This window comes from Pseudomonas sp. 43(2021), assembly GCF_017490805.1.
In the GTDB taxonomy this organism is placed as follows: Bacteria; Pseudomonadota; Gammaproteobacteria; order Pseudomonadales; family Pseudomonadaceae; genus Aquipseudomonas.
Map to the genome: position 1 here is coordinate 176,936 of NZ_JAFGYJ010000001.1, position 22,150 is coordinate 199,085.

Annotated in this window: 17 protein-coding genes; 8 read left to right on the forward strand and 9 right to left on the reverse strand. The window is 63.7% G+C overall.

The features are described from left to right. Positions 1–39: 39 nt before the first annotated feature. From J5M71_RS00760 to J5M71_RS00770, 3 genes are all read left to right on the forward strand, one after another. Positions 40–540, forward strand: coding sequence for a M48 family metallopeptidase (locus J5M71_RS00760; protein ID WP_207828575.1), 501 nt, complete (start codon positions 40–42; stop codon positions 538–540). A gap of 12 nt (positions 541–552) precedes the next feature. Continuing rightward, complete coding sequence (locus J5M71_RS00765; RefSeq protein WP_016395304.1) at positions 553–849, forward strand: winged helix-turn-helix domain-containing protein; 297 nt, start codon at positions 553–555, stop codon at positions 847–849. Positions 850–968: 119 nt separating this feature from the next. Then, positions 969–1,706: a transporter substrate-binding domain-containing protein gene (locus J5M71_RS00770; RefSeq protein ID WP_207828577.1), complete on the forward strand. Its 738-nt coding sequence runs from the start codon at positions 969–971 to the stop codon at positions 1,704–1,706. Positions 1,707–1,837: 131 nt separating this feature from the next. Here J5M71_RS00770 and yccS read toward each other — a convergent pair whose 3' ends face one another. From yccS to J5M71_RS00805, 7 genes are all read right to left on the reverse strand, one after another. Continuing rightward, a complete protein-coding gene (gene yccS, locus J5M71_RS00775) occupies positions 1,838–4,021 on the reverse strand; it encodes a YccS family putative transporter (RefSeq protein WP_207828580.1) in 2,184 nt (727 codons plus the stop codon). 83 nt (positions 4,022–4,104) lie between these two features. Further along, entirely contained in the window at positions 4,105–5,286 is a 1,182-nt protein-coding gene (locus J5M71_RS00780; protein ID WP_207828583.1) for an NAD(P)/FAD-dependent oxidoreductase, read from the reverse strand. A 121-nt stretch (positions 5,287–5,407) separates the two neighbouring features. Then, the gene (gene dbpA / locus J5M71_RS00785; protein WP_233687397.1) at positions 5,408–6,745 is read right to left on the reverse strand and encodes an ATP-dependent RNA helicase DbpA; all 1,338 of its coding nucleotides are present in this window, start codon (positions 6,743–6,745) and stop codon (positions 5,408–5,410) included. Between the two features lie 112 nt (positions 6,746–6,857). After that, positions 6,858–8,285, reverse strand: coding sequence for a multidrug transporter subunit MdtD (mdtD, locus tag J5M71_RS00790; RefSeq protein WP_207828585.1), 1,428 nt, complete (start codon positions 8,283–8,285; stop codon positions 6,858–6,860). A gap of 127 nt (positions 8,286–8,412) precedes the next feature. Further along, positions 8,413–9,732, reverse strand: a complete 1,320-nt coding sequence (locus tag J5M71_RS00795) for a TldD/PmbA family protein (RefSeq protein ID WP_207828587.1) — start codon at positions 9,730–9,732, stop codon at positions 8,413–8,415. Continuing rightward, entirely contained in the window at positions 9,732–11,174 is a 1,443-nt protein-coding gene (locus J5M71_RS00800; RefSeq protein ID WP_207828589.1) for a TldD/PmbA family protein, read from the reverse strand. Before J5M71_RS00800 ends, J5M71_RS00795 begins: the two co-directional genes overlap by 1 nt. Positions 11,175–11,205: 31 nt before the next feature. After that, positions 11,206–13,008 (reverse strand): acyl-CoA dehydrogenase, encoded by a 1,803-nt coding sequence (locus tag J5M71_RS00805; protein ID WP_207828591.1) that lies wholly within the window; start codon positions 13,006–13,008, stop codon positions 11,206–11,208. 237 nt (positions 13,009–13,245) lie between these two features. Between J5M71_RS00805 and J5M71_RS00810 the strand changes: the two genes are divergently transcribed. The 3 genes from J5M71_RS00810 to J5M71_RS00820 all read left to right on the forward strand — a co-directional run bounded on the left by J5M71_RS00810 (position 13,246) and on the right by J5M71_RS00820 (position 14,820). Further along, the gene (locus J5M71_RS00810) at positions 13,246–13,467 is read left to right on the forward strand and encodes a hypothetical protein (RefSeq protein WP_207828593.1); all 222 of its coding nucleotides are present in this window, start codon (positions 13,246–13,248) and stop codon (positions 13,465–13,467) included. Continuing rightward, on the forward strand, positions 13,464–13,895 hold the full coding sequence (locus J5M71_RS00815) for a hypothetical protein (protein ID WP_207828595.1): 432 nt from the start codon (positions 13,464–13,466) through the stop codon (positions 13,893–13,895). The genes J5M71_RS00810 and J5M71_RS00815 overlap by 4 nt, the downstream gene beginning before the upstream one ends. A gap of 661 nt (positions 13,896–14,556) precedes the next feature. After that, on the forward strand, positions 14,557–14,820 hold the full coding sequence (locus tag J5M71_RS00820) for a DUF3077 domain-containing protein (RefSeq protein WP_019473937.1): 264 nt from the start codon (positions 14,557–14,559) through the stop codon (positions 14,818–14,820). 426 nt (positions 14,821–15,246) lie between these two features. Here J5M71_RS00820 and putA read toward each other — a convergent pair whose 3' ends face one another. Continuing rightward, the gene (gene putA, locus J5M71_RS00825) at positions 15,247–19,200 is read right to left on the reverse strand and encodes a trifunctional transcriptional regulator/proline dehydrogenase/L-glutamate gamma-semialdehyde dehydrogenase (protein ID WP_207828604.1); all 3,954 of its coding nucleotides are present in this window, start codon (positions 19,198–19,200) and stop codon (positions 15,247–15,249) included. Positions 19,201–19,212: 12 nt separating this feature from the next. After that, on the reverse strand, positions 19,213–19,560 hold the full coding sequence (locus tag J5M71_RS00830) for a hypothetical protein (RefSeq protein WP_207828606.1): 348 nt from the start codon (positions 19,558–19,560) through the stop codon (positions 19,213–19,215). On the opposite strand from J5M71_RS00830, the gene putP reads away from it, so the two are divergent. Both putP and rlmJ read left to right on the forward strand, forming a co-directional pair. Beyond that, entirely contained in the window at positions 19,559–21,037 is a 1,479-nt protein-coding gene (gene putP / locus J5M71_RS00835) for a sodium/proline symporter PutP (protein ID WP_207828616.1), read from the forward strand. The genes J5M71_RS00830 and putP overlap by 2 nt on opposite strands. A gap of 185 nt (positions 21,038–21,222) precedes the next feature. Further along, entirely contained in the window at positions 21,223–22,059 is an 837-nt protein-coding gene (rlmJ, locus tag J5M71_RS00840) for a 23S rRNA (adenine(2030)-N(6))-methyltransferase RlmJ (RefSeq protein WP_207828619.1), read from the forward strand. Positions 22,060–22,150 lie beyond the last annotated feature (91 nt).

Below are 22,150 nucleotides of genomic sequence, written 5' to 3' on the forward strand. Positions count from 1 at the left end.
TTGGCTAGAATCGGCGTTCGTTACACCGAATGCAGCGCCATGAACGTATTACGTTACTTGCAAGCCTACCCCCCGCACCTTCAGCAGCAAGTGCGGCAGATGATCGACAGCGGCCGCCTGGGCGAGTACCTGCAGCGCCGCTACCCTGACCGCCATGACGTGCAGAGCGACAAGGCGTTGTACGGCTATGCCCAGGATTTGCGCCAGCAATACCTGCGCAGCGCGCCAAACCTGGACAAGGTACTGTTCGACAATCGTCTCGACCTGACCCATCGGGCCCTGGGCCTGAACACGGCGGTATCAAGGGTGCAGGGCGGCAAGCTCAAGGCAAAAAAGGAAATCCGCATTGCCTCGCTGTTCAAGGAGGCCGCGCCGCAGTTCTTGCGCATGATCGTGGTGCACGAACTGGCACACCTGCGCGAGCGCGAGCACAACAAGGCGTTCTACCAGCTCTGCCAGCACATGGAGCCGGACTATCACCAACTGGAATTCGACCTGCGCGTCTACCTGACCTATCGGGAGCTGCCGGGCAACTGTTAAGGACCACGCAGCATGGAAGTGAGCAAGACCAAGAGCAGCTTCTACCGCCGCCTGTACGTAGCCTGGCTGATCGACAGCCAGACCGCGACCAGCGTGCCCGCCCTGATGGAGGCCACCGGTATGCCCCGGCGTACCGCCCAGGACACCATTGCGGCGCTGGCCGACCTGGATATCGTCTGCGAGTTCGAACAGCAGGAAGGCGCGCGTAACCACGCCGGGCATTACCGCATTCATGACTGGGGGGCGATCGACAAGCAGTGGATCATCCAGCACCTGCGGCAGATTCGCGAAGTGCTGGGGTATCCGTGAGCAATCTACGATCGCGGCCAAAATAGAGGCAAAATGACACTATTGGCCGCTGCCCTCGGCAATGGCTTTGTGTAATCTCATCGGCAGTGTGTGCCCCTCCATTGCGAAAGGACGTGAGCATGCGGCCACTGCTTTGTGTTCTGGGATTTCTGGCATTGATGCTGGCAACACCTGTTCTGGCTCAGGACAAGTTGCGTTTGGTGGCGGACAGCTGGCCGCCGTTTACCGATGCCAGCATGCCGGGCGGCGGCCTGGCGACCAGCATCGTCACCACGGCGCTGGCCAGGGCCGGCTACACCAGTGGGTTCGAAGAAGTGCCTTGGGCGCGGGCGTTGCTGGGGGTGAGTGAAGGGCGCTATGACGTGCTGATCAACGCCTGGTACAACGACTCGCGCGCCCGCATCGGGCAGTTTTCCACGGCCTACCTGACTAACCGCATTCGCTTGCTGCAGCGCAAGGGCGAGGCGTTCCGCTACAAGAGCCTGTCGGACTTGTATCCCTATAGCATCGCCGTGGTGCGGGATTACGCCTATTCCCCCGAGTTCGACCGCGACACCCGCCTGCACAAGGTGCCGGTGCGCAACTTTTCCTCTGCGGTACGCATGCTGGCGGCAGGGCGGGTGAACCTGGCAGTGGAGGACGAGTATGTGGCCCGTTACAACTTGCAACGCGAGCTGCCGGAGGTGCGCGACGGGGTGATGCTGGTTGAGCCGCCACTGGGAGAGAACACCTTGCATATCCTGGTCAGCCTGAAGCACCCGGAGCATGAGCGGATCGTCGAGCGGTTCGAGCAGGCGATTGCAGCAATGAAGGCGGATGGCAGTTTTGCGCGGTTGCTGCGCCAGTATGGCTTCTGATTTCTACAGCCTGTGCCGGCCTCTTCGCGGGTGAACCCGCTCCCACAGGAACACCACAAGCCTCAAGTCCTGTGAGATACCTGTGGGAGCGGGTTTACCCGCGAAGAGGCCGGCACAGGCGATAGTACAACTCAGGCCGGCGCACCTTCCTTGATCAGGTGTGCAGCCAAGGTCCGCAACGGCCCCAACTGTCGGCAGATCAACGCCAACTGCGTCTGCACCAACCGCTGATGCTCGTCCAGCTCCTCCGGCATCTGCTCCAGGGCATTGGCCAGTGCCTCTTCGGCATCACTGTGAATCGCCACCGGCAGCCGCGCCGCCAGGCCATTGGCAATCTCGTCCAGGCTGCGGGCCAGGCTTTGCCCGGCGCCTTCGATCAACTGCTCCTGCACCTCCGCCGGCAAAGCCGTGTCGCGGTGTGCGCCCAACCCCGAGAGGTAGCTGAGCAAGGTGTGCGACAGCACCAGGAAGCGGAAGCCGACGTCGGCCTCCTTCCGGAAATGCCCCGGCTCCATCAGCATGTTGGCCAGGGTGGTGGACAGCGCCGCGTCGGCGTTGTGGGCATTGCGCCGGGCCAGGCGGTAGGCCAGGTCGTCGCGCTTGCCATGGGCATACTGCTGCATGATCTGGCGCAGGTATACGCTGGCGCAGGCCAGGGTATTGGCCAGCGCCTTGTTCAGCCGCCGCCCCTGCCAGTCGGGGAGGAACAGGAACACCGCGAGGATGGCGATCAGGCTGCCGACCAGGGTATCGAACAGGCGCGGCAGGAACAGCCCATAGCCATCGCCGATCTGGTTGAAGCAGAACAGCACCATCAGGGTGATCGCAGCCGTGGCCAAGGTGTAGCGGGTGGTGCGGTTGACGAAGAACACCACCCCGGCGACCACGGCGAACAACGACTGGATGAGCGGGCTGGGGAACAGGTCGAACAACGCCCAGCCCACCGTCAGGCCGACGGCGGTGCCGACTACCCGCTGCACCAGCTTGCGCCGGGTCGCACCGTAGTTGGGCTGGCACACGAACAGTGTGGTGAGGATGATCCAGTAACCCTGGGTCGGGTGGATCAGGTGCACCATGCCATAGCCGATCGACAGCGCCAGCGGCAGGCGCAGGGCATGGCGGAACAGCAGCGAGGTCGGTGTCAGCTGAGTGCGCAGGCGGGTCCACACGTCCTTCAGTGAGCGTGGTGAGCGGTCGAGCAGGCTACTGTCGCTGGCGTCGGCCAGGCTGTCCGGGTTGCTGGCGGCGCTGAGCAGGCGGTCCAGCGTCGCCAGGTTGGCGGCTAGCGCTCGCAGCGAACGCAACAGGCCGCGCCAGGCCGGGTTGCTCTGGATGCGCAGGTGCTCCAGCGAGGCGTTGAGGTCTTCGAGGGCTTCGGGATAGCCGCTGGCCAGCACGAACGGCTGACGCAGGCGGATCGAGCGGGCCAGCTCCTGGCAGGACGAGCCTTGTTTTCGCAGCAGACGCTGGCAGCGGAACATCACGTCGCTGTGGAAAAAAGCCTCGGTCAGGGCGTTGTAGGGATAGTGCGAAGCACTGACCCGTTCATGGATGTCCTGGGCCAGGAAGTACAGCTTGAGGTAGCGGCTGACCTTGGAGTTGGGCTGGCTGTTGCCCACCCGGTGCAGGATGATTTCCTTGGCCGCGTTCAGCGCTGCCACCACCTTGCCGTTCTGCTGGGCCAGCTCCAGACGCCGGGCTTCTACGTCAAGGGTGCGGATGGGTTCGAACAGGCTGGCCTTGAGCTTGAGGTAGCTGCCCAGCTCGAAGAACAGCTTGGCCAGGCTCTGCTGCACCGGCTGGTTGGAAAACAGCGCCTGCCACAGTACCGACAGCAGCCCGTACCAGGCTGCACCCGCCACCAGCAGCAGCGGTTCGTGCCAGAAGTCGGTGACCTGGCCGCCGCGCTGGTCCACGCCGATCATGGTGTACACCGCCGTGATCAAGGTCGCCGAAGCGATGGCGCCATAGCGCTCGCCCAGGGCGCCGAGCATGGTCAGGCCGAAGGCAGCCAAGGCCAGGGCGATGACGAAGATCCAGGGGTAGGGGAACAGCAACTCGACCGCCAGCGCGGCGATGGCAAAACACACCAGGGTAACGGCCAGGGCGCTGAGGCGGCCCTGCCAGCTGTCATCGGTTTCGGCCAGGGCGCTGGCGATGATGCCGAGGAACAGTGGAATCAGCAGGGCCATCTCGTTCTGGTACCAGCACAGGGCCAGGCTGCCGGTGAGGGCGATGGTCACCCGGATGCTGTAGCTGAACTTGTCTTGGCCCCACAGGCGACGCAGTGACTGACGGAACGAGCTCGATGACATGATGGCCTGCTAGGCAGTGAGCGAATGAATGCATTGCAGCACGGCCAGCAAGAAGCGTTCCGTGCTGCTGAATGGATTCTACTCTACACGAACTGCGCTGCGGCGTTGGCCGATGCCCAGGCCCACTGGAAATTGAAACCACCCAGGTGGCCAGTCACATCCAGCACTTCACCGATGAAGTACAAACCGGGGCTCTTCAGCGATTCCATGGTCTTGGACGACACCTCGCGTGTGTCCACGCCGCCCAGGGTCACTTCGGCGGTACGGTAGCCCTCGGTGCCGGCCGGCACCACTTGCCAGTTCGCCAGCTTCTCGGCGATCTGTGCCAGTTCCGCCGGGGTGTACTGCTTCATGGGCCGGGACTCGAACCACTGCTCGGCCAGCAGGTTGGCCAGCTTGCGGGTAAATACCTCGCCCAGCACGGTCTTCAGCTCGGCGTTGGCGCGTTCGGCCTGCATCTGTTGCAGCCAGGTCAGTGCATCGCGGTCGGGCAGCAGGTTGATCTCGACCGTGTCACCGGCTTCCCAGAACGACGAAATCTGCAAGATCGCCGGGCCGCTCAGGCCGCGGTGGGTGAACAGCAGGTTTTCGCGGAAGCTGGTGCCGTTGCAGCTGGCGGTGCAATCCAGCGAGGTGCCGGACAACTCGGTGCACAGTGCCTTGAGCTGGGGCTCGGTGATGGTGAAGGGTACCAGCCCGGCGCGGGTCGGCAGCAAGGTGTGGCCGAACTGGCGGGCCACCTGGTAGCCGAAGCCGGTGGCGCCCAGGGTCGGGATCGACAGGCCGCCGGTGGCGATCACCAGCGACTGGCAGGCGAACTGGCCGCCGCTGGTCTGCAGCAGGTAGCCGCTTTCGGTCTTTTCGATCTGTTCGATGCTGGTGTGCATGCGGATCTCGGCACCGGCCTCGTCGCATTCGGCCAGCAGCATGTCGAGGATGTCGCTGGCCTTGTTGTCGCAGAACAGCTGGCCGAGCTTCTTCTCGTGGTAGGCCACGCCGTGCTTGCACACCAGCTCGATGAAGTCCCACTGGGTGTAGCGGGCCAGGGCCGACTTGCAGAAGTGTGCGTTCTGCGAGAGGAAGTTGGCTGGCTCGGTATACATGTTGGTGAAGTTGCAGCGGCCGCCGCCGGACATGAGGATCTTCTTGCCCGGTTTGTTGGCGTGGTCGAGCACCAGTACCCGGCGGCCACGGCGGGCGCTGAGCTGGGCGCACATCAGGCCGGCGGCGCCGGCGCCGAGGATGATCACGTCGGTGGAGTGCACGGTGTAAACCTTATGAGAAAGAAACACAGAACCCTGTGGGAGCGGGTTCACCCGCGAAGGCGGCCGTGAGCCCACCATCGCATTCGCGGGTAAACCCGCTCCCCAGGGACCTTGGCTGGCTTTAGATAATGCGGACTTTCAGGGAACGCCCCTTGATCTTGCCGCTGTTCAAGCGTTGCATGGCCTGTTTGGCCAGCGGCCGCTCCACGGCCACGAAGGCCTGGAAATCGAAGATCGCGATCTTGCCCACCTGCTTGCCCGGGATCCCGGCATCACCGGTCAGCGCCCCGAGGATATCGCCCGGGCGCAGCTTGTCCTTGCGCCCGGCAGCGATGCACAGGGTGCTCATCAGCGGCAGCAGCGGCTCGCCGCCCTTGTGCTTCAGGCTGTCCAGCTGGTCCCAACGCAGCGGGCTCTTCTGCAGGTCTTCGATGGCCTGGGCGCGGTGGCCCTCGGCTGGAGCCACCAGGCTGACGGCAATACCTTTCTCGCCGGCACGGCCAGTACGGCCCACACGGTGCACATGGATTTCTGCATCACGCGCCAGTTCGACGTTGATGACCATGTCCAGGCCATCGATGTCCAGACCGCGCGCGGCCACGTCGGTAGCTACCAGCACCGAGCTGCTGCGGTTGGCGAACATGGTCAGCACCTGGTCACGGTCGCGCTGTTCCAGGTCGCCGTGCAGGGCCTGGGCTACGATGCCCTTGGCGGTCAGGTGGGCGACCACATCCTCGCACTGCTGCTTGGTGAAGCAGAACGCCACGCAGGACTGCGGGCGGTAGTGGCCGAGCACGCGGGTGACGGCCTCGAGGCGTTGTTGCGGGTCGATCTCGATGAAACGCTGCTCGATCTGGTTGTCGGCGTGCAGGCTCTCGACCTTGACCTGCTGCGGGTTGCGCATGAAATCAGCGGCCAGTTGCTTGATGCCGGCCGGGTAGGTGGCCGAGAACAGCAGGGTCTGGCGCCGCGACGGGGTCTTGCCGATGATGCTGGCGATGGCATCGAAGAAGCCCATGTCGAGCATGCGGTCGGCTTCGTCCAGCACCAGGGTGTTCAGCCCGTCGAGCACCAGGGTGCCCTTGTCCAGGTGCTGCTGGATGCGCCCCGGGGTGCCGACGATGATGTGTGCGCCGTGCTCCAGCGAAGCGATCTGCGGGCCAAGCGAAACGCCGCCGCACAGGGTCAGGATCTTGATGTTGTCCTCGGCGCGGGCCAGGCGGCGCAGCTCCTTGGCCACCTGGTCGGCGAGCTCGCGGGTGGGGCACAGCACCAGCGCCTGGCAGCCGAAGTAGCGCGGGTTGATCGGGTTGAGCAGGCCGATGCCGAAGGCGGCGGTCTTGCCGCTGCCGGTCTTGGCCTGGGCGATCAGGTCCTGGCCCTTGAGGATGACCGGCAGGCTCTGGGCCTGGATCGGCGTCATCGAGGCATAGCCGAGGGCGTCCAGGTTGGCCAGCATGGCGGTGGACAGCGGCAAGGTGGCAAAGGCGGTGGATTCGGTGGTCACGAGGCGGGCCTGCAGTGCGAAGCGAAAAATGCCGCACAGTCTACCAGCCTCGTGGCCATTCGCCCTACGACTCCATGTGTTGTTCCGGACGACGGGCACGCCTTCCGTCCGTCGGCGCCAGTTGCAGGAAGATCGCCGCCGCCAGCATGGCCATCACGCCGATGGTGACGAAGGTCAGCTGGAACGCGCCCAAGGTGGTTTCCACACCCTCGGCGCTGCCCGCCGCGGTGAAGCCGCCGAGCAAGGCACCCGCACATGCCACACCGAGGCTCAGGGCCAACTGCGCGACCACCGACAGCAGGCTGTTGCCGCTGCTGGCACTGGCGTCGTCGAGGTCGATGAGCGTAACGGTGTTCATCGCGGTGAACTGCATGGAGTTCACTGCGCCCAGAAGTCCGAGTTGCACCAGCAACAGCCAATAGGGTGTCTGCTCGTCCACCAGCCCCAGGCTGGCCAGCAGTATGCCCAGCAGCAAGGTATTGCCGGTGAGGATGATGCGGTAGCCGAACCGTTCGATCAGCGGCCGGGCAATGGACTTGGCCAGCATCGCCGCCGCCGCCAGCGGGATCATGCTCATGCCGGCCTGTGCCGGCGAGTAGCCCAGCGCCACCTGCAGCAGCAACGGCACCAGGAACGGCAGGGCGCCGCTGCCCAGGCGGGCGAACAGGTTGCCGAGGATACCGATGGCAAAGGTGCGCACGCGAAACAGGCTGGGCGAGAACAGTGGCTCCGGGTCGCGCCCGGCACGCAGCCAGTAGGCCGCCAGGCAGGCCATGCCGGCGAACAGCAGCAACATCACCCGCAGGTGCGGCAGGTGCAGTTCGCCCAGGCCTTCCATGGCGATGGTGATCAGTACCATTGCTGCGCCGAATAGCAGAAAGCCCGGGCCATCGAACGTGGTGCGCTCGGCGCCGCGCAGGTCGGGGATGAACTTCCATACGGCGTAGCAGCCGATCAGGCCAACCGGCAGGTTGAGCAGGAAGATCCAGTGCCAACTCAGAATTTCCACCAGCCAGCCGCCAACCGTTGGGCCCAGCAGTGGCCCAAGCAGGCCGGGGATGGTGATGAAGCTCATGATGCGCACCAGCTCGGTGCGCGGGTAGGCACGCAGTACCACCAGCCGCCCGACCGGCAGCATCAGCGCACCGCCCAGCCCCTGCACGACGCGGGCGAAGATCAGGAAGCCGAGGCTGTTGGCGGCGGCGCACAGCAGCGAGCCGAAGCTGAACAGCAGGATGGCGCTGAAGAAGATGCGCTTGGTGCCGAAGCGGTCGGCGATCCAGCCCGAGGCGGGGATCAGCAGGGCCACGGTGAGCATGTAGGCGATGATCACGCCCTGCATGCGCAACGGGTCTTCGGCCAGCGAGCGGGCCATGGCCGGCAGTGCGGTGTTGAGTATGGTGCCGTCCAGAGACTGCATGAAGAAGGCGATGGCCACCACCCAAGGGATCCAGCGGGCGGTGACAGGGTCCAGCGGAGCGCGTTCGGGCATGACTTCCTCGTTTGTCAGTGCCGGCCTCTTCGCGGGTGAACCCGCTCCCACAGGGATATCACTACATTCAAGGGCAGTGGAGTTCCTGTGGGAGCGGCTTTAGCCGCGAAAGGGCCGGCAGGTCCAGTCACAATGTCAGAGTCAGGCCTTTGACCAGTGCACCTGGCAAATGACTCGACCCGGTACTGCGCTGTCCATAAGTACTGGTCGACAGAATCATCTCGCGCTCCTGGGTCAGGTCCTCCAGCTGGCTACCCAACAAGCTGTAAAGGCTGTCATCGAAGCGCATCGTCCTCACCGGCCCCTGGATCTGCCCGTTCTCCACCCAGAATGTGGCGAAGCGGGTCAGCCCGGTCATGCGTGCAGCCGGCAGGTCGGAATAGTTCAGGTACCACAGATTGCTGATATACAGCCCGGTTCCGAGCCGCTCCAGGATCCGCTCGCTCGGCAGGCTACCTGCTGCCAGACTGAGCGCACACGGCGATTCGTAGCTGTCGGCACCATTGGCCAGCAACTCGAACTCGGCCGCACTGCGCGCACTGATCAGACGCTGCAGGGCCGTGCCATGCTGGATCAACGGCACATCCAGGCGCGGCGAGCCTTCATCGGAAAACGCCGGGCTCAGCGAGCCGCTGACCTGCTCGGTGAAACTTACCAGCGGGCTCAGTCGCGCATCGCCGTTGTACAGGCGCTGCAGGGCGCTGTTGCCGGTGGCCAGGGCCTGTGCGGAAAAGCCGCCCCAGCACAGCATGCCGGCTATTTCGTCCATGGCCGCCGGGGCCAGGTAGGCGCGGTAGCTCCCAGGTTTTAGCGTGACTGCCGGGCGGCCAAGGAAGCCCAGTTGCTCCCGCGCCTGGCGCAGGCGTGCGGTGAAGTCGTCGGCGCTCCACACCTGTCCGGCGTAGTTGGCCTTCACCGCCTCGCCGTTTTCGTGGAACAGGCTCCAGTCGAAGTTGAAGCTGTTGGCCTGGTGCCAGCCGAAGGCCCCGAACGAGCTGGCGAAGCCCCGGCAGATGGGGCCGGCGGCATAGATGCCGACCAAGTCGAGGTCGCCGGCCTCGCGGTCGAGCAGGGCCAGTACTTCGCTCAGTTCGGGCAGCGGCTGCGCCTGCTGGCTTTGGCTGTGCCAGGCACTTTCGTCCAGGCGCAGGTAGGGGTCGACAGCCAGCAGTGGCAAGGTCTGGCGCAGTTGCTCCAGGGCCGCGATCAGGCGCCGGCTATCCAGTTGCGTGTCACCACTCAAGGTCAGCTGTTGCTCTGCCTGACGGCCATCGCGGATCAGCCGTAGCTGCGCACTGGCCTGGCTCACTTCGCCAGCCTGGCGCACCTTGGCGTGGTTGAAACGCACGAATTGCGACTGTTCGGCGCTGTAGCCAAGGGTGAACTGTTCGCTCGCTTGCAGGGCTTTGTGCACATCCCCGACCAAGGCTTCGAAAGTGTGTTTCATCAGGCATCTCCTCCGAATACGTCGATCTGGCGGAACACACAGGCCGGCGAGGCATGCCCCACCCGCACCACCTGGTTGGGTTCGCCCTTGCCGCAGTTGGGCGTGCCCAGCACCTGGAAGGTACTGCGGTCGCCGACTGCCGCCAGGTTGCGCCAGAACTGCGCGGAGATACCGCGGTAGTTGGGGTTCTTGACGATGCCCTTGAGCTCGCCGTTTTCAATCAGCTGACCCCACTCGCAGCCGAACTGGAACTTGTTGCGTACATCGTCGATGGACCAGGAGCGGTTGGTGCGCATCAGGATGCCGTGTTCGATGCCCTTTACCAGTTGATCCAGGCTCTGGTCGCCCGGCTCGATGTTGAGGTTGGCCATGCGGTCGATCGGCGCACGGTTCCAGCCGCAGGCGCGGCTGTTGGCCACGCCATCCAGGCCGGAGCGGAACTGCGACAGCGCGCCACCCAGCGGGCGTAGCAGCAGGCCGTTTCGGATCAGGAACTGCTTGCTGGCCGGGGTGCCGTCGTCGTCATGGCTGTAGCTGGCCAGCTCTTCGCCGATGGTCGGGTCGAAGGTCACGTTCAGCAGGCTGGAGCCGTATTGCAGGTGGCCGAAGTCGCTGGCTTTGACGAAGCTGGTGCCAGCGTAGTTGCGCTCGTCGCCGAGGATGCGGTCCATCTCCAACGGGTGGCCGATGGATTCGTGGATCTGCAGCATCATCTGGTCCGGCATCAACAGCAGGTCGCGCGGGCCGCTGGGGGTGTTCGGTGCCAGCAGCAGCTGTAGCGCTTCGTCGGCCACCCGGCGGGCCGCGCCGACCAGGCCGCAGCGCTCGATGATCTCGAAGCCGCCCTGCTGGCCGAAGTTGTCGCGGCCCAGGCTGCGGCTCTGGCTGTCCTGGCCGTCGCTGGCGGTCACGCCCAGGCCCGGGAACAGGAAGCGCTGGGCGTGGCGCAACTCGGCGCCGGCCGAGTTCAGGTAGGTCTGCTCGACCAGGCTCAGGCCCAGGCTGGCCTGCCAGTCCACCAGGCGGCTGTCCTTGGGCACGCTGGCCGATTCGGCCGCAAGCAGGCCGAGGCAATCGGCGAGGGTAGGTACGGGCTGGTCGAAGTTGGGCGAGATGTGGTCATGGCGGGCGCTGGTGACGGGCTGTTCGCGCAGGTCCAGCAGGCTGTGCCGGGCGACCTGCCGGGCCAGCGCCTCGGCTTGCTCCAGGGCGCGCTGCAGGCCGGCCTGGGACAGGTCGGCGGTGGCCGCGTAGGCCTCCACGCCATTGACCCGCACGGTGAGCATGGCGCCTTCGTCCTGGCTGAACAGCGGCGGTTCGGCGACATTGCGGCGCACCGACAGCGCCTGGTGCGACTGTTTCACATGGCGCAGGGAAAACAACTCGGCCGTACTGCGCAGCGCAGCGAAACGCTGGCGCAGCAGGGCGCTGGAATCGAACATTCGGAAGCCTCCGTGTACACGGTGGCTCCCCCTAGAACCACCCGTCTTGCATGGCGAGGCAGGTATCGTCGCGCGCCTCGAGCAATGCCAGCTCATTATGGCAGCCCGGTACTTCCCAGGTCAGGAAATAACGCGCGGCCTGTAGCTTGCCGAGGTAGAAGTCGCGGTCGGCAGGGTTGCCCTTGAGCAGTCCAAGCTCGGCATGAATCGCCTGCTCCAGCCAGCGCCAGCCGATCACGCAGTGGCCGAAGGCCTTGAGGTACAGGGCGGAGTTGGCCAGGGTACCGGCGACTTTGCCCTGGGCCAGGTCACCCAGCAAGGCCAGGGTCACACCTTGCAGGCGGTTGACCAGTTGCTCCAGCGGCTGGCGCAGTGGGTCGAGGTTCGGGTGGTGGCTGGCGCGCTCGCCGGTGGCGGCGATCAGGCGGATCAGCTGTTTGAGGCCGGCACCATTGTTCTGCGCCAGTTTGCGGCCGAGCAGGTCGAGCGACTGGATGCCCTCGGTACCCTCGTGGATCGGGTTCAGGCGGTTGTCGCGGTAGTACTGCTCCACCGGGTATTCGCGGGTGTAGCCGTGGCCGCCGAGGATCTGGATCGCCAGTTCGTTGGCCTTGAGGCAGAAGGCCGAGGGCCAGGACTTGACGATCGGGGTCAGCAGGTCGAGCAGCTCCTGCGCCTGCTTGCGGGCGCTGTCGTCGCTGGCAGTCTGGGTGTCGTCGAACAGGCGCGCGGCATACAGGCCCAGGTCGAAGGCGCCTTCCACGTAGGCCTTCTGTGCCAGCAGCATGCGTTTCACATCGGTGTGTTCGATGATCGGCACTGCCGGGCTGTGCGGGTCCTTGTTGTCCGGCAGCCGGCCCTGCGGGCGCTGGCGGGCGTATTCCAGCGAATACAGGTAGCCGGCGTAGCCGAGCATCACCGCGCCCATGCCGACACCGATGCGTGCTTCGTTCATCATCTGGAACATGCAGGCCAGGCCCTGGTGCGGCTGGCCGACCAGGTAGCCGACGCACTGGCCGTTGTCGCCGAAGTTCAGCGCGGTGGAGGTGGTGCCGCGCCAGCCCATCTTGTGGAACAAGCCGGCCAGCAGCACATCGTTGCGCGGGCCACGGCTGCCGTCCGGGTTGACCAGGTACTTCGGCACGATGAACAGCGAAATGCCCTTCACCCCGGGCGGTGCGTCCGGCAGCTTGGCCAGGACCATGTGCACGATGTTTTCCGACAGCTCGTGGTCGCCGCCGGAGATGAAGATCTTGTTGCCCTTGAGTCGGTAGCTGCCGTCACTGGCGGGTTCGGCGCGGGTGCGGATATCGGCCAGTGACGAGCCGGCGTGGGGTTCGGTCAGGGCCATGGTGCCGAAGTAGCGGCCTTCGATCATCGGCTGGAGGAACAGGCGCTTCTGTTCTTCGCTGCCGAAACTCTCGATCAGGTTGGCCGCGCCCATGGTCAGGAACGGGTAGGCCGTGGTGCCGGCGTTGGCGGCCTGGAAGTGGGCGAAGCAGGCCTGTGAGACCAGGCTCGGCAGCTGCATGCCACCGACCTCGAAGTCACGGTTGGCGTTGAGGAAGCCGGCTTCGAGAAAGGCGTCGACGGCGGGTTTTACTTCGGGGATCAGCTCTGCACGGCCGTCGACGTAACGCGGCTCGTTTTCGTCGGCCTTGCGGTTGTGCGGGGCGAAGAACTTCTCGGCAATGGTGCGGGCAGTTGATAGCGCTGCATCGAAGGTTTCGCGGTTGTGCTCGGCGAAGCGTGGGCGCTGTGTCAGGGCTTCGGCGTCGAGGACTTCGTAGAGTTCGAAGGCGAGGTTGCGGGGGCTGAGCAGGGTCTCGGGCATGGTCGCGGTCCTGAGGCGGGATGCTGCGAGTGTAGGAGGGTGGTGGGGTGGGCGACAGGTTAATAGGTTTGGGTGATATGGGTTGAGAAAGTGTAATGAGACCTGCGGTCTGGCATCCGTACAGGTGTTGCTTTCCATGAAAGATAGAGAAATTTCCCACAGCGTTATCAGAAGTGGTCCTACAGATTTTTTGATCTAGCGAATGTAAACGTCGGTGTTCTGAATGGAGGATTGGCAATGGAAAAGCTCACTCGCTGGACGAACGGTCGAACGGATGACCAGTGTAGGGTCGAAGCCCCATTCTTTTCGGCCGGGATAATTAGAGATTATTTGCAAAGTAGGGGCTACGTACAAGAAATATTCGGCGTAACAGAACTCTTGAAGGAGTGCGGTTTGTATGGCTCGGTTAGACTGGCGAGTGAAATCGCAAATGAAGAAAATGAGTTAAAAGATAAATGAGCTGGAGCATCGGCTTGATAAGGTCAACGCGTTTGGTCGGTTTGTTCTGGGGTGGTATGGATGCTTTTTACATTTCTTTCGTTGTGGTCAGTAGCCTGAATAGAGGTTTGACCCCCTTTGTGAGTGATTTCAATTCCGCCCTTGCAAACATGGAACAGTGGGGGGGAGGGCTTGAGTTCATGGTGTGGATGGGACTGATTGTCCAGGTATCCCTTGTTGCCAGTAGCATATTGCTTTGTATGGGGAGAAGATCAGGGCGTTATCTGGCTTTCGTTCAATTTCCATTTCGTGTCTTGTTTATAGTTCCGTCGTTTTCTTTGTTTCTATTATTGCCAGATACCAGTACGTGGGTTTGGTTGAGCCTTTTCGCAGCTTCTGAAGGGGCTAAAATCCTAAGCCTTTGGTGGTTCTGGCGAAGGCTCGGATGAGCGAGGGCATTAAAGGGGCTTGCTTCGGTTCTTTCTGTATCTGTGCGACCGAGCGGCGCTCGGTCGCACAGGCGCGCTGCAAAGGGCGAGGTGAGACCTGCCAGCCCTACCGCATTTCAGTCAGCACCCCGGCAGTTTTTTAGGTTTTTGCCTATTCCATGTAGTCCATTTCCCAAACATACTCCCAGCCCCCTTTTAGTCATTGCGGTGCTCTGGGTAGGGCCCTAGTCTCGGGTGGTCGCTGGCGAATCAGTGACCGGCTTTGACAGGCCGTCCAGAAAATTCTCATGGCTCTCGCCTTTATGGCGGCTGTGTATGGGGCACCTCGCGTGCGCCGGGCTTTTTGGATTTTTCTACCGGTCTGTCAACCCATGCACAGCTGCCACCCTCCTGTTTGACAGCAGATGGTGGTGGCCCTTACCGAGAAAAATACCAATGCTGAAGAATGTCCCCGATCCACCTCGCTATCCCCCTTTCCATGAAGGCAGCCCGATGCCTGCTGTACGGCTTCGTTGATACGTCGCCTGGGCTGGCCCTTTCGCGGGTAAACCCGCTCCCACAGGATCTCCACAGGCTTCAAGAGTTACACCGTACCTGTGGGAGCGGGCGTGCCCGCGAAAGGGCCGGTCCAGGCAGTCGAGAATTATCAGGGGATTGAACAATGACAACAGAAGACACCCAATTCACCGTCGGCAAGACTACCTTCTACCAGGGCGAGAATGGCACACACCCGCTTTTCCGCATCGAGCCTGGCATCCCGTGCAGGGACGCCCGCGAGCAGTCTTCGGAGTTGATGGGTTATGTCCGTGAATTGACCATTACCGGGCTGATGGATGAGAAGCCGATGATGATCTGGGCTGCCCATTACCTGAGTGCGATGGCCAAGGCACTGATGGATGATGCTGAGTTGGGGATGAAGCAGTGAGGGTTTGGCTTCAGGTTGAATGAAGGCCGCCATGTGTTCGCCACAACAATTCCTGCGCCTATGAGATCGAGCGCCGCCCACGCGGCGCTTCGCGGGGCAAGCCCGCTTCCACATTTGTTGCAACGTGGCCATGCCTGTGAGGCCATGGTCGTCAGCCTTGGCGCATGACTAAAGACATGTGGGGCGGCAGCCGCGCCAGCGGGGAGATATCGTCAGGCCAACAAAGCAGGCAACCATGGCCTGACAGGTTTGGCACGTTGCAACAAATGTGGGAGCGGGCTTGCCCCGCGAAGCGCCGCGCGGGCGGCGCTCGATATCACAGGCGCCGAAAATTTTGTGGCGAACACGTGTCAGCCCAACCCCAGCCCCCATAAAAAAAGGAGAGCCGAAGCTCTCCCTTTTCTTCAACAACCCTCAGCCTCAGCTTCAGCCAATGGTCATCAAGCTGGCATTACCACCGGCAGCAGCAGTGTTCACACTCACTGCCCGCTCGATCACCAGACGCTCCAGCGCAATCTGATGATCCCCGCTGGACAGCCCGTGCACGCCCACGATCGCACCGGCACGCTTGGCCACCTGCTGGCACACGCCGCGCAGCTGGTCCGAGTCGCCATGATGGATCACGGCGTCGAACGCCACTTCATCCTTGTTCCAGTCCGCCACCAGCTTGACCTTGGCCTGCAGCTCACGCGGCAGGCGGGCACGCAGGGCCTTGCCCGGCTCGCCGTCAGCCCATACCGCCGAGCTGCCAACCGCCAGCACTGCGGCGAACTGCGCCAGCAGGTCGGCCTCGTTGTCGGCCAGGCACAGCACGTGCTCACGTGGCAGGATGGTGTAGCTGTTGCGCTCGCCGGTCGGGCCTGGCAGCAGGCGGGCGATGCCGCTTTGCGACTGACTGGCGAACTGGCTGCACAGCGCGGCCAGGTCGGCCAACTGGTTGCTCTCGGCCCAGGCCTTCAAACCGTGCAGCGGCTTGATCAACTGCTCGTGCAGGGCGCGGTCAGGCTTGCCTTCGCCGTCCTGCTGCTGGAAGTGGCGGCCAATCGCGTCGGCCGGGCGAGTCGACAGCAGGCGGTACAGGTACAGCGGGCCGCCGGCTTTCGGGCCAGTGCCGGACAGGCCTTCACCACCGAACGGCTGCACGCCCACCACCGCACCGACGATGTTGCGGTTGACGTACATGTTGCCGGCGTTGGCGGTTTCCACCACCTTGGCGATGGTCTCGTCGATGCGGGTGTGCACGCCGAGGGTCAGGCCATAGCCGGAGTTGTTGATCTGCTCGATCAGCTGGTCCAGGTTGCGGCGGTTGTAGCGCACCACGTGCAGCACCGGGCCGAAGATTTCACGCTTCAGCTCGTCGAAGCTTTCCAGCTCGATCAGGGTCGGCATGACGAAGGTGCCACGCTTGATCTCGGCAGCATCGGCAATGGCCACCTGGTAGACCGAGCGGCCTTTCTCGCGCATGCCCTGGATGTGCTTCTCGATACCGGCCTTGGCTTCGGCGTCGATTACCGGGCCAATGTCCACGGCCAGGCGGTCCGGGCTGCCCAGGCGGCTTTCGGCCATGGCGCCCTTGAGCATTTCGATCACGCGGTCGGCGGAGTCTTCCTGCAGGCACAGCACGCGCAGGGCCGAGCAACGCTGGCCGGCACTGTCGAAGGCCGAGGACACCACGTCGATCACTACCTGCTCGGTCAGTGCCGAGGAGTCGACGATCATCGCGTTCTGGCCGCCGGTTTCGGCGATCAGCGGGATCGGGCGGCCCTGGTTGTCCAGGCGGCCGGCGACGTTGCGCTGCAGCAGGCGGGCCACTTCGGTGGAACCGGTGAACATCACGCCTTTGACGCGCTCGTCACCGACCAGGCCGGCACCGACGGTTTCACCGCGGCCTGGCAGCAGCTGCAGCACGCCTTCCGGAATACCGGCTTCCAGCAGCAGGCGCACGGCCTGGGCGGCGATCAGCGGGGTTTGCTCGGCCGGCTTGGCCAGTACCGGGTTGCCGGCGGCGAGCGCTGCGGCCACCTGGCCGGTGAAGATCGCCAGCGGGAAGTTCCACGGGCTGATGCACACCACCGGGCCCAGCGGGCGGTGGGCGTCGTTGCTGAAGTCGTTGCGTGCCTGCACCGCGTAGTAGCGCAGGAAGTCCACGGCTTCACGCACTTCGGCGATGGCGTTGGCGAAGGTCTTGCCGGCTTCGCGGATCAGCAGGCCCATCAGCGGCTGGATTTCGGCCTCCATCAGGTCGGCGGTGCGCTCCAGGATGGCAGCGCGTTCGGCCGGCGGGGTGGCCTGCCAGATCGGTGCGGCATTCAGTGCGCACTGGATGGCATTGTCGACGTCGGCGACAGTGGCTTCCTGAACATGGCCGACCACGTCGCGGTGGTCCGCCGGGTTCAGCACCGGCGCAGCAGCGCCTTCGCTGGCGGCGCAGGCCAGCAGCGGGGCGGCTTTCCAGTCGTTGTGGGCGGTGGCCAGCATGGCGCAGGACAGCGACGCCAGGCGGTGTTCGTTGGCCATGTCGATGCCGGCCGAGTTGGTCCGCTCGCTGCCATACAGTTCACGCGGCAGCGGGATACGTGGGTGCGGCAGGCCGATGCTGCCTTCCTGGGTGCCCATGCGCTCGATGCTGGCGACCGGGTCGGCGACCAGTTCCTGGATGGAGATCGAGTGGTCGGCGATGCGGTTGACGAACGAGGTGTTGGCGCCGTTTTCCAGCAGGCGACGCACCAGGTAGGCCAGCAGCGTTTCGTGGGTGCCGACCGGTGCATAGACGCGGCACGGGCGGTTCAGCTTGCCTTCGGAAATTTTCCCGACCACCTGCTCGTACAGCGGCTCGCCCATGCCGTGCAGGCACTGGAACTCGTACTGGCCCGGGTAATAGTTCTGCCCGGCAATGTGGTAGATGGCCGACAGGGTATGGGCGTTGTGGGTGGCGAACTGCGGGTAGATGGCTTCTGGCACGGCCAGCAGCTTGCGGGCGCAGGCAACGTAGGACACGTCGGTGTACACCTTGCGGGTGTAGACCGGGTAGCCTTCCAGGCCTTCGACCTGGGCGCGCTTGATCTCGCTGTCCCAGTAGGCGCCTTTCACCAGGCGGATCATCAGGCGGTGGCGGCTGCGCTTGGCCAGGTCGATGACGTAGTCGATCACGTACGGGCAGCGCTTCTGGTAGGCCTGGATAACGAAGCCGATACCGTTCCAGCCGGCCAGCGAAGGCTCGAAGCACAGGCGCTCGAGCAGGTCGAGCGACAGCTCCAGGCGATCGGCTTCTTCGGCGTCGATGTTCAGGCCGATGTCGTACTGCTTGGCCAGCAGGGTCAGCGACAGCAGGCGCGGGTACAGCTCTTCCATCACGCGCTCGTACTGGGCGCGGCTGTAGCGCGGGTGCAGCGCAGACAGCTTGATCGAGATGCCCGGGCCTTCATAGATGCCACGGCCATGGGAGGCCTTGCCGATCGAATGGATGGCCTGCTCGTAGGACGCCAGGTACTTCTGTGCGTCGTGCTCGGTCAGTGCGGCTTCGCCGAGCATGTCGTAGGAATAGCGGAAGCCCTTGGACTCGAAGCGGCTGGCGTTGGCCAGCGCTTCGGCGATGGTTTCGCCGGTGACGAACTGCTCGCCCATCAGGCGCATGGCCATGTCGACGCCCTTGCGGATCATCGGCTCGCCGCTCTTGCCGATGATGCGGGTGAGCGAGGAGGTGAGGCCGGATTCGTTGTGGGTGGACACCAGCTTGCCGGTCAACAGCAGGCCCCAGGTGGCGGCGTTGACGAACAGCGACGGGCTGTTGCCCAGGTGTGGCTGCCAGTTGCCGGTACTGATCTTGTCGCGAATCAGTGCGTCACGGGTGCCCTTGTCGGGGATGCGCAGCAGGGCTTCGGCCAGGCACATCAGTGCCACGCCTTCCTGGGACGACAGCGAGAACTCCTGCAGCAGGCCCTGGACGATGCCGGCACGGCCACCAGCGCTCTTCTGGTTGCGCAGTTTTTCGGCGAGGCCGGCGGCCATCTTGTTGGTCGCTTCGGCCAGCGGGGCGCTCAGGCGCGCCTGCTCCAGCAGCATCGGTACCACTTCCTGCTCGGGGCGGCGGTAGGCGGCGGTGATCGCCGAGCGCAGTACCGACTGCGGCAGGATGCTCTCGGCGAACTCGAGGAAGCACTGGTGGCTGTGGTCGGCTTGGACTTCACCGGCGTCGTCGGCCAGGCTGCTGGCATGGCCGTTGAGTTCGGTCAGGGTGGCACCACCCTCGAGCTTCTCCAGATAGTTGAAGATCGCTTGCTTGATCAACCAGTGCGGCGTGCGGTCAATCGACTGCGCAGCTGTCTTGAGTCGCTCACGGGTCGGGTCATCGAGTTTGACCCCAAGGGTGGTCGTCGCCATTTCTTATCCTCGTTATTGCCACGGTTGTGGCCTAAGCTGGCGCCAAGAGTAGCTGTAGGACAATTCGGGTGCAACCAGGTGCAACCCGAATTTTTCGTGGAAAAGGTGCAACTCGTCCGACAGATATTTCCACACCTTGGAAAGGGTCGTTTTTGGTGCGTTTTCTTCTGAAAAACGACCTTGTTGCTCCAAAAGTGGAGCAAAAAAGCGGCTTTGACTGAAAATGCACGAGCAGGTGCAACTTGCAAATGAAAAATGGTTGCACCCGCTTTGCGTTGTTGCATAGGATTCGCCGCCTGGGTGCAACCGCAATGGCTGCGGTTGTGCATGACATAAAAACAAACGCCAGGGCACACGCATGGGCAATCCACTAACGATCACTTTCGTGATCTATATCGCGGCAATGGTGCTGATCGGCTTCGCCGCCTATCGCTCCACCAAGAACCTTTCCGACTACATCCTCGGCGGTCGCAGCCTGGGTAGCGTGGTTACCGCGCTTTCCGCCGGCGCTTCCGACATGAGCGGCTGGCTGCTGATGGGCCTGCCGGGCGCGATCTACTTCTCCGGCCTGTCCGAAGCCTGGATTGCCATCGGCCTGACCGTCGGCGCCTACCTGAACTGGCTGTTCGTCGCTGGCCGTCTGCGCGTGCAGACCGAGCACAACGGCGATGCACTGACCCTGCCGGACTACTTCTCCAGCCGCTTCGAAGACAACAGCGGCGTGTTGCGGATCATCTCGGCCATCGTGATCCTGGTGTTCTTCACCATCTACTGCGCTTCCGGCATCGTTGCCGGTGCCCGCCTGTTCGAGAGCACCTTCGGCATGCCGTACGAAACCGCCCTGTGGGCCGGTGCCGCAGCGACCATCGCCTACACCTTCGTCGGTGGTTTCCTGGCAGTGAGCTGGACCGACACCGTGCAGGCTTCACTGATGATCTTTGCGCTGATCCTCACCCCGGTGATCGTGCTGATCTCCACTGGCGGCTTCGACACCACCTTCGCTGCCATCGATGCGGCGAACCCGGCCAACTTCGACATGCTCAAGGGCGCCACCTTCATCGGCATCATCTCGCTGATGGGCTGGGGCCTGGGCTACTTCGGCCAGCCGCACATCCTGGCGCGCTTCATGGCTGCCGACTCGGTGAAATCGATCGCCAATGCCCGCCGCATCTCCATGACCTGGATGATCCTGTGTCTGGCCGGTACCTGCGCCGTGGGCTTCTTCGGCATCGCCTACTTCTCGGCACACCCTGAGCTGGCGGGCCCGGTCACCGAGAACCACGAGCGCGTGTTCATCGAGCTGGCCAAGATCCTGTTCAACCCGTGGATTGCCGGTGTGCTGCTGTCGGCCATCCTGGCGGCGGTGATGAGCACCCTGAGCTGCCAGCTGCTGGTGTGCTCCAGCGCCCTGACCGAAGACTTCTACAAGTCCTTCCTGCGCAAGAACGCTTCGCAGGTCGAGCTGGTGTGGGTCGGCCGCCTGATGGTGCTGGCCGTCGCCCTGATCGCCATTGCGATGGCCGCCAACCCGGAAAACCGCGTGCTGGGCCTGGTGGCTTACGCCTGGGCCGGCTTTGGTGCTGCCTTCGGTCCGGTGGTGCTGATTTCGGTACTGTGGAAAGGCATGACACGTAACGGCGCGCTGGCCGGTATCGTGGTGGGTGCGCTGACCGTGATCCTGTGGAAGAACTTCGACACCCTCGGGCTGTACGAAATCATCCCGGGCTTCCTGTTCGCCAGCATCGCCATCATCGTGGTGAGCAAGCTGGGCAGTCCGTCGCAGGCAATGGTCAAGCGCTTCGAGACTGCTGATGCGGCGTATCACGCTGACAAGTAATACCCGTTGAGTCGGCGGCGCCTGCTTCGCGGGTGAACCCGCTCCCACAGGAATTGCACAGAACTCAAATTCTGTGAGGTGCCTGTGGGAGCGGGTTTAGCCGCGAAGAAGCCGCCGCCGATCAGCAGCCAGGCCTGACTCCGCCTGCAAGGCAAGGTAAACTTGCCACCCCCGCAGGAGTTGCCATGAACTATCGTCACGCCTTCCACGCCGGCAACCACGCCGACGTCCTCAAACACATCGTGCTGACCCGCCTCATCGCCCTGATGTCGCGCAAGGAACAGCCGTTCGCCTACATCGATACCCACGCAGGGCTTGGCCTGTACGACCTGCAAGGCGACCAGGCAACCCGCACCGGCGAGTACCTGGAAGGTGTCGCCCGCCTGTGGAATCGCGATGACCTGCCGGCCATGGCTGACGACTATCTGCGTATCATCAAACGCCTGAATGCCGATGGCGAGCTGCGCTATTACCCAGGTTCGCCCGAGCTGGCCCGCCGCCTGATGCGTCAGCAGGACCGCGCCCTGCTCAACGAGAAGCACCCTGAAGACGGGCCGCTGCTCAAAGAGAACATGAAGAAAGACCCGCGCGTGGTCGTGCACCTGGGTGAAGGCTGGCATGTGCCGCGGGCCTTGCTGCCCGTGCAGGAAAAGCGCGCGATCATGCTGATCGACCCGCCGTTCGAGCAAGCTGATGAGCTGAAGCGCTGCACCACGGCGATGAAAGAGGCGATCGGCCGCATGCGCCAGACCGTCGCGGCCATCTGGTATCCGATCAAGGACCAGCGTTCGCTGACCCGCTTCTACCAGGACCTGACCAGCACCGGCGCGCCGAAGCTGCTGCGGGTCGAGTTGTATGTGCATCACCAGGACAGCCCGCAGGGGCTCAATGGCTCCGGCCTGGCCATCGCCAACCCGCCGTGGGGGCTGGAGGACGAGCTCAAGGAGCTGCTGCCATGGCTGGCCAAGGAGCTGGCGCAGACCGCCGGCAGCTTCCGTATGGACTGGCTGATCGCCGAATAAGCAGTTGCCTTGGGGCATCTGTGGGAGCAGGCGCTGCGGTGCATGGCACCGGCTTTGCCGGTGTTCGCGGGCACGCCCGCTCCCACAGGTT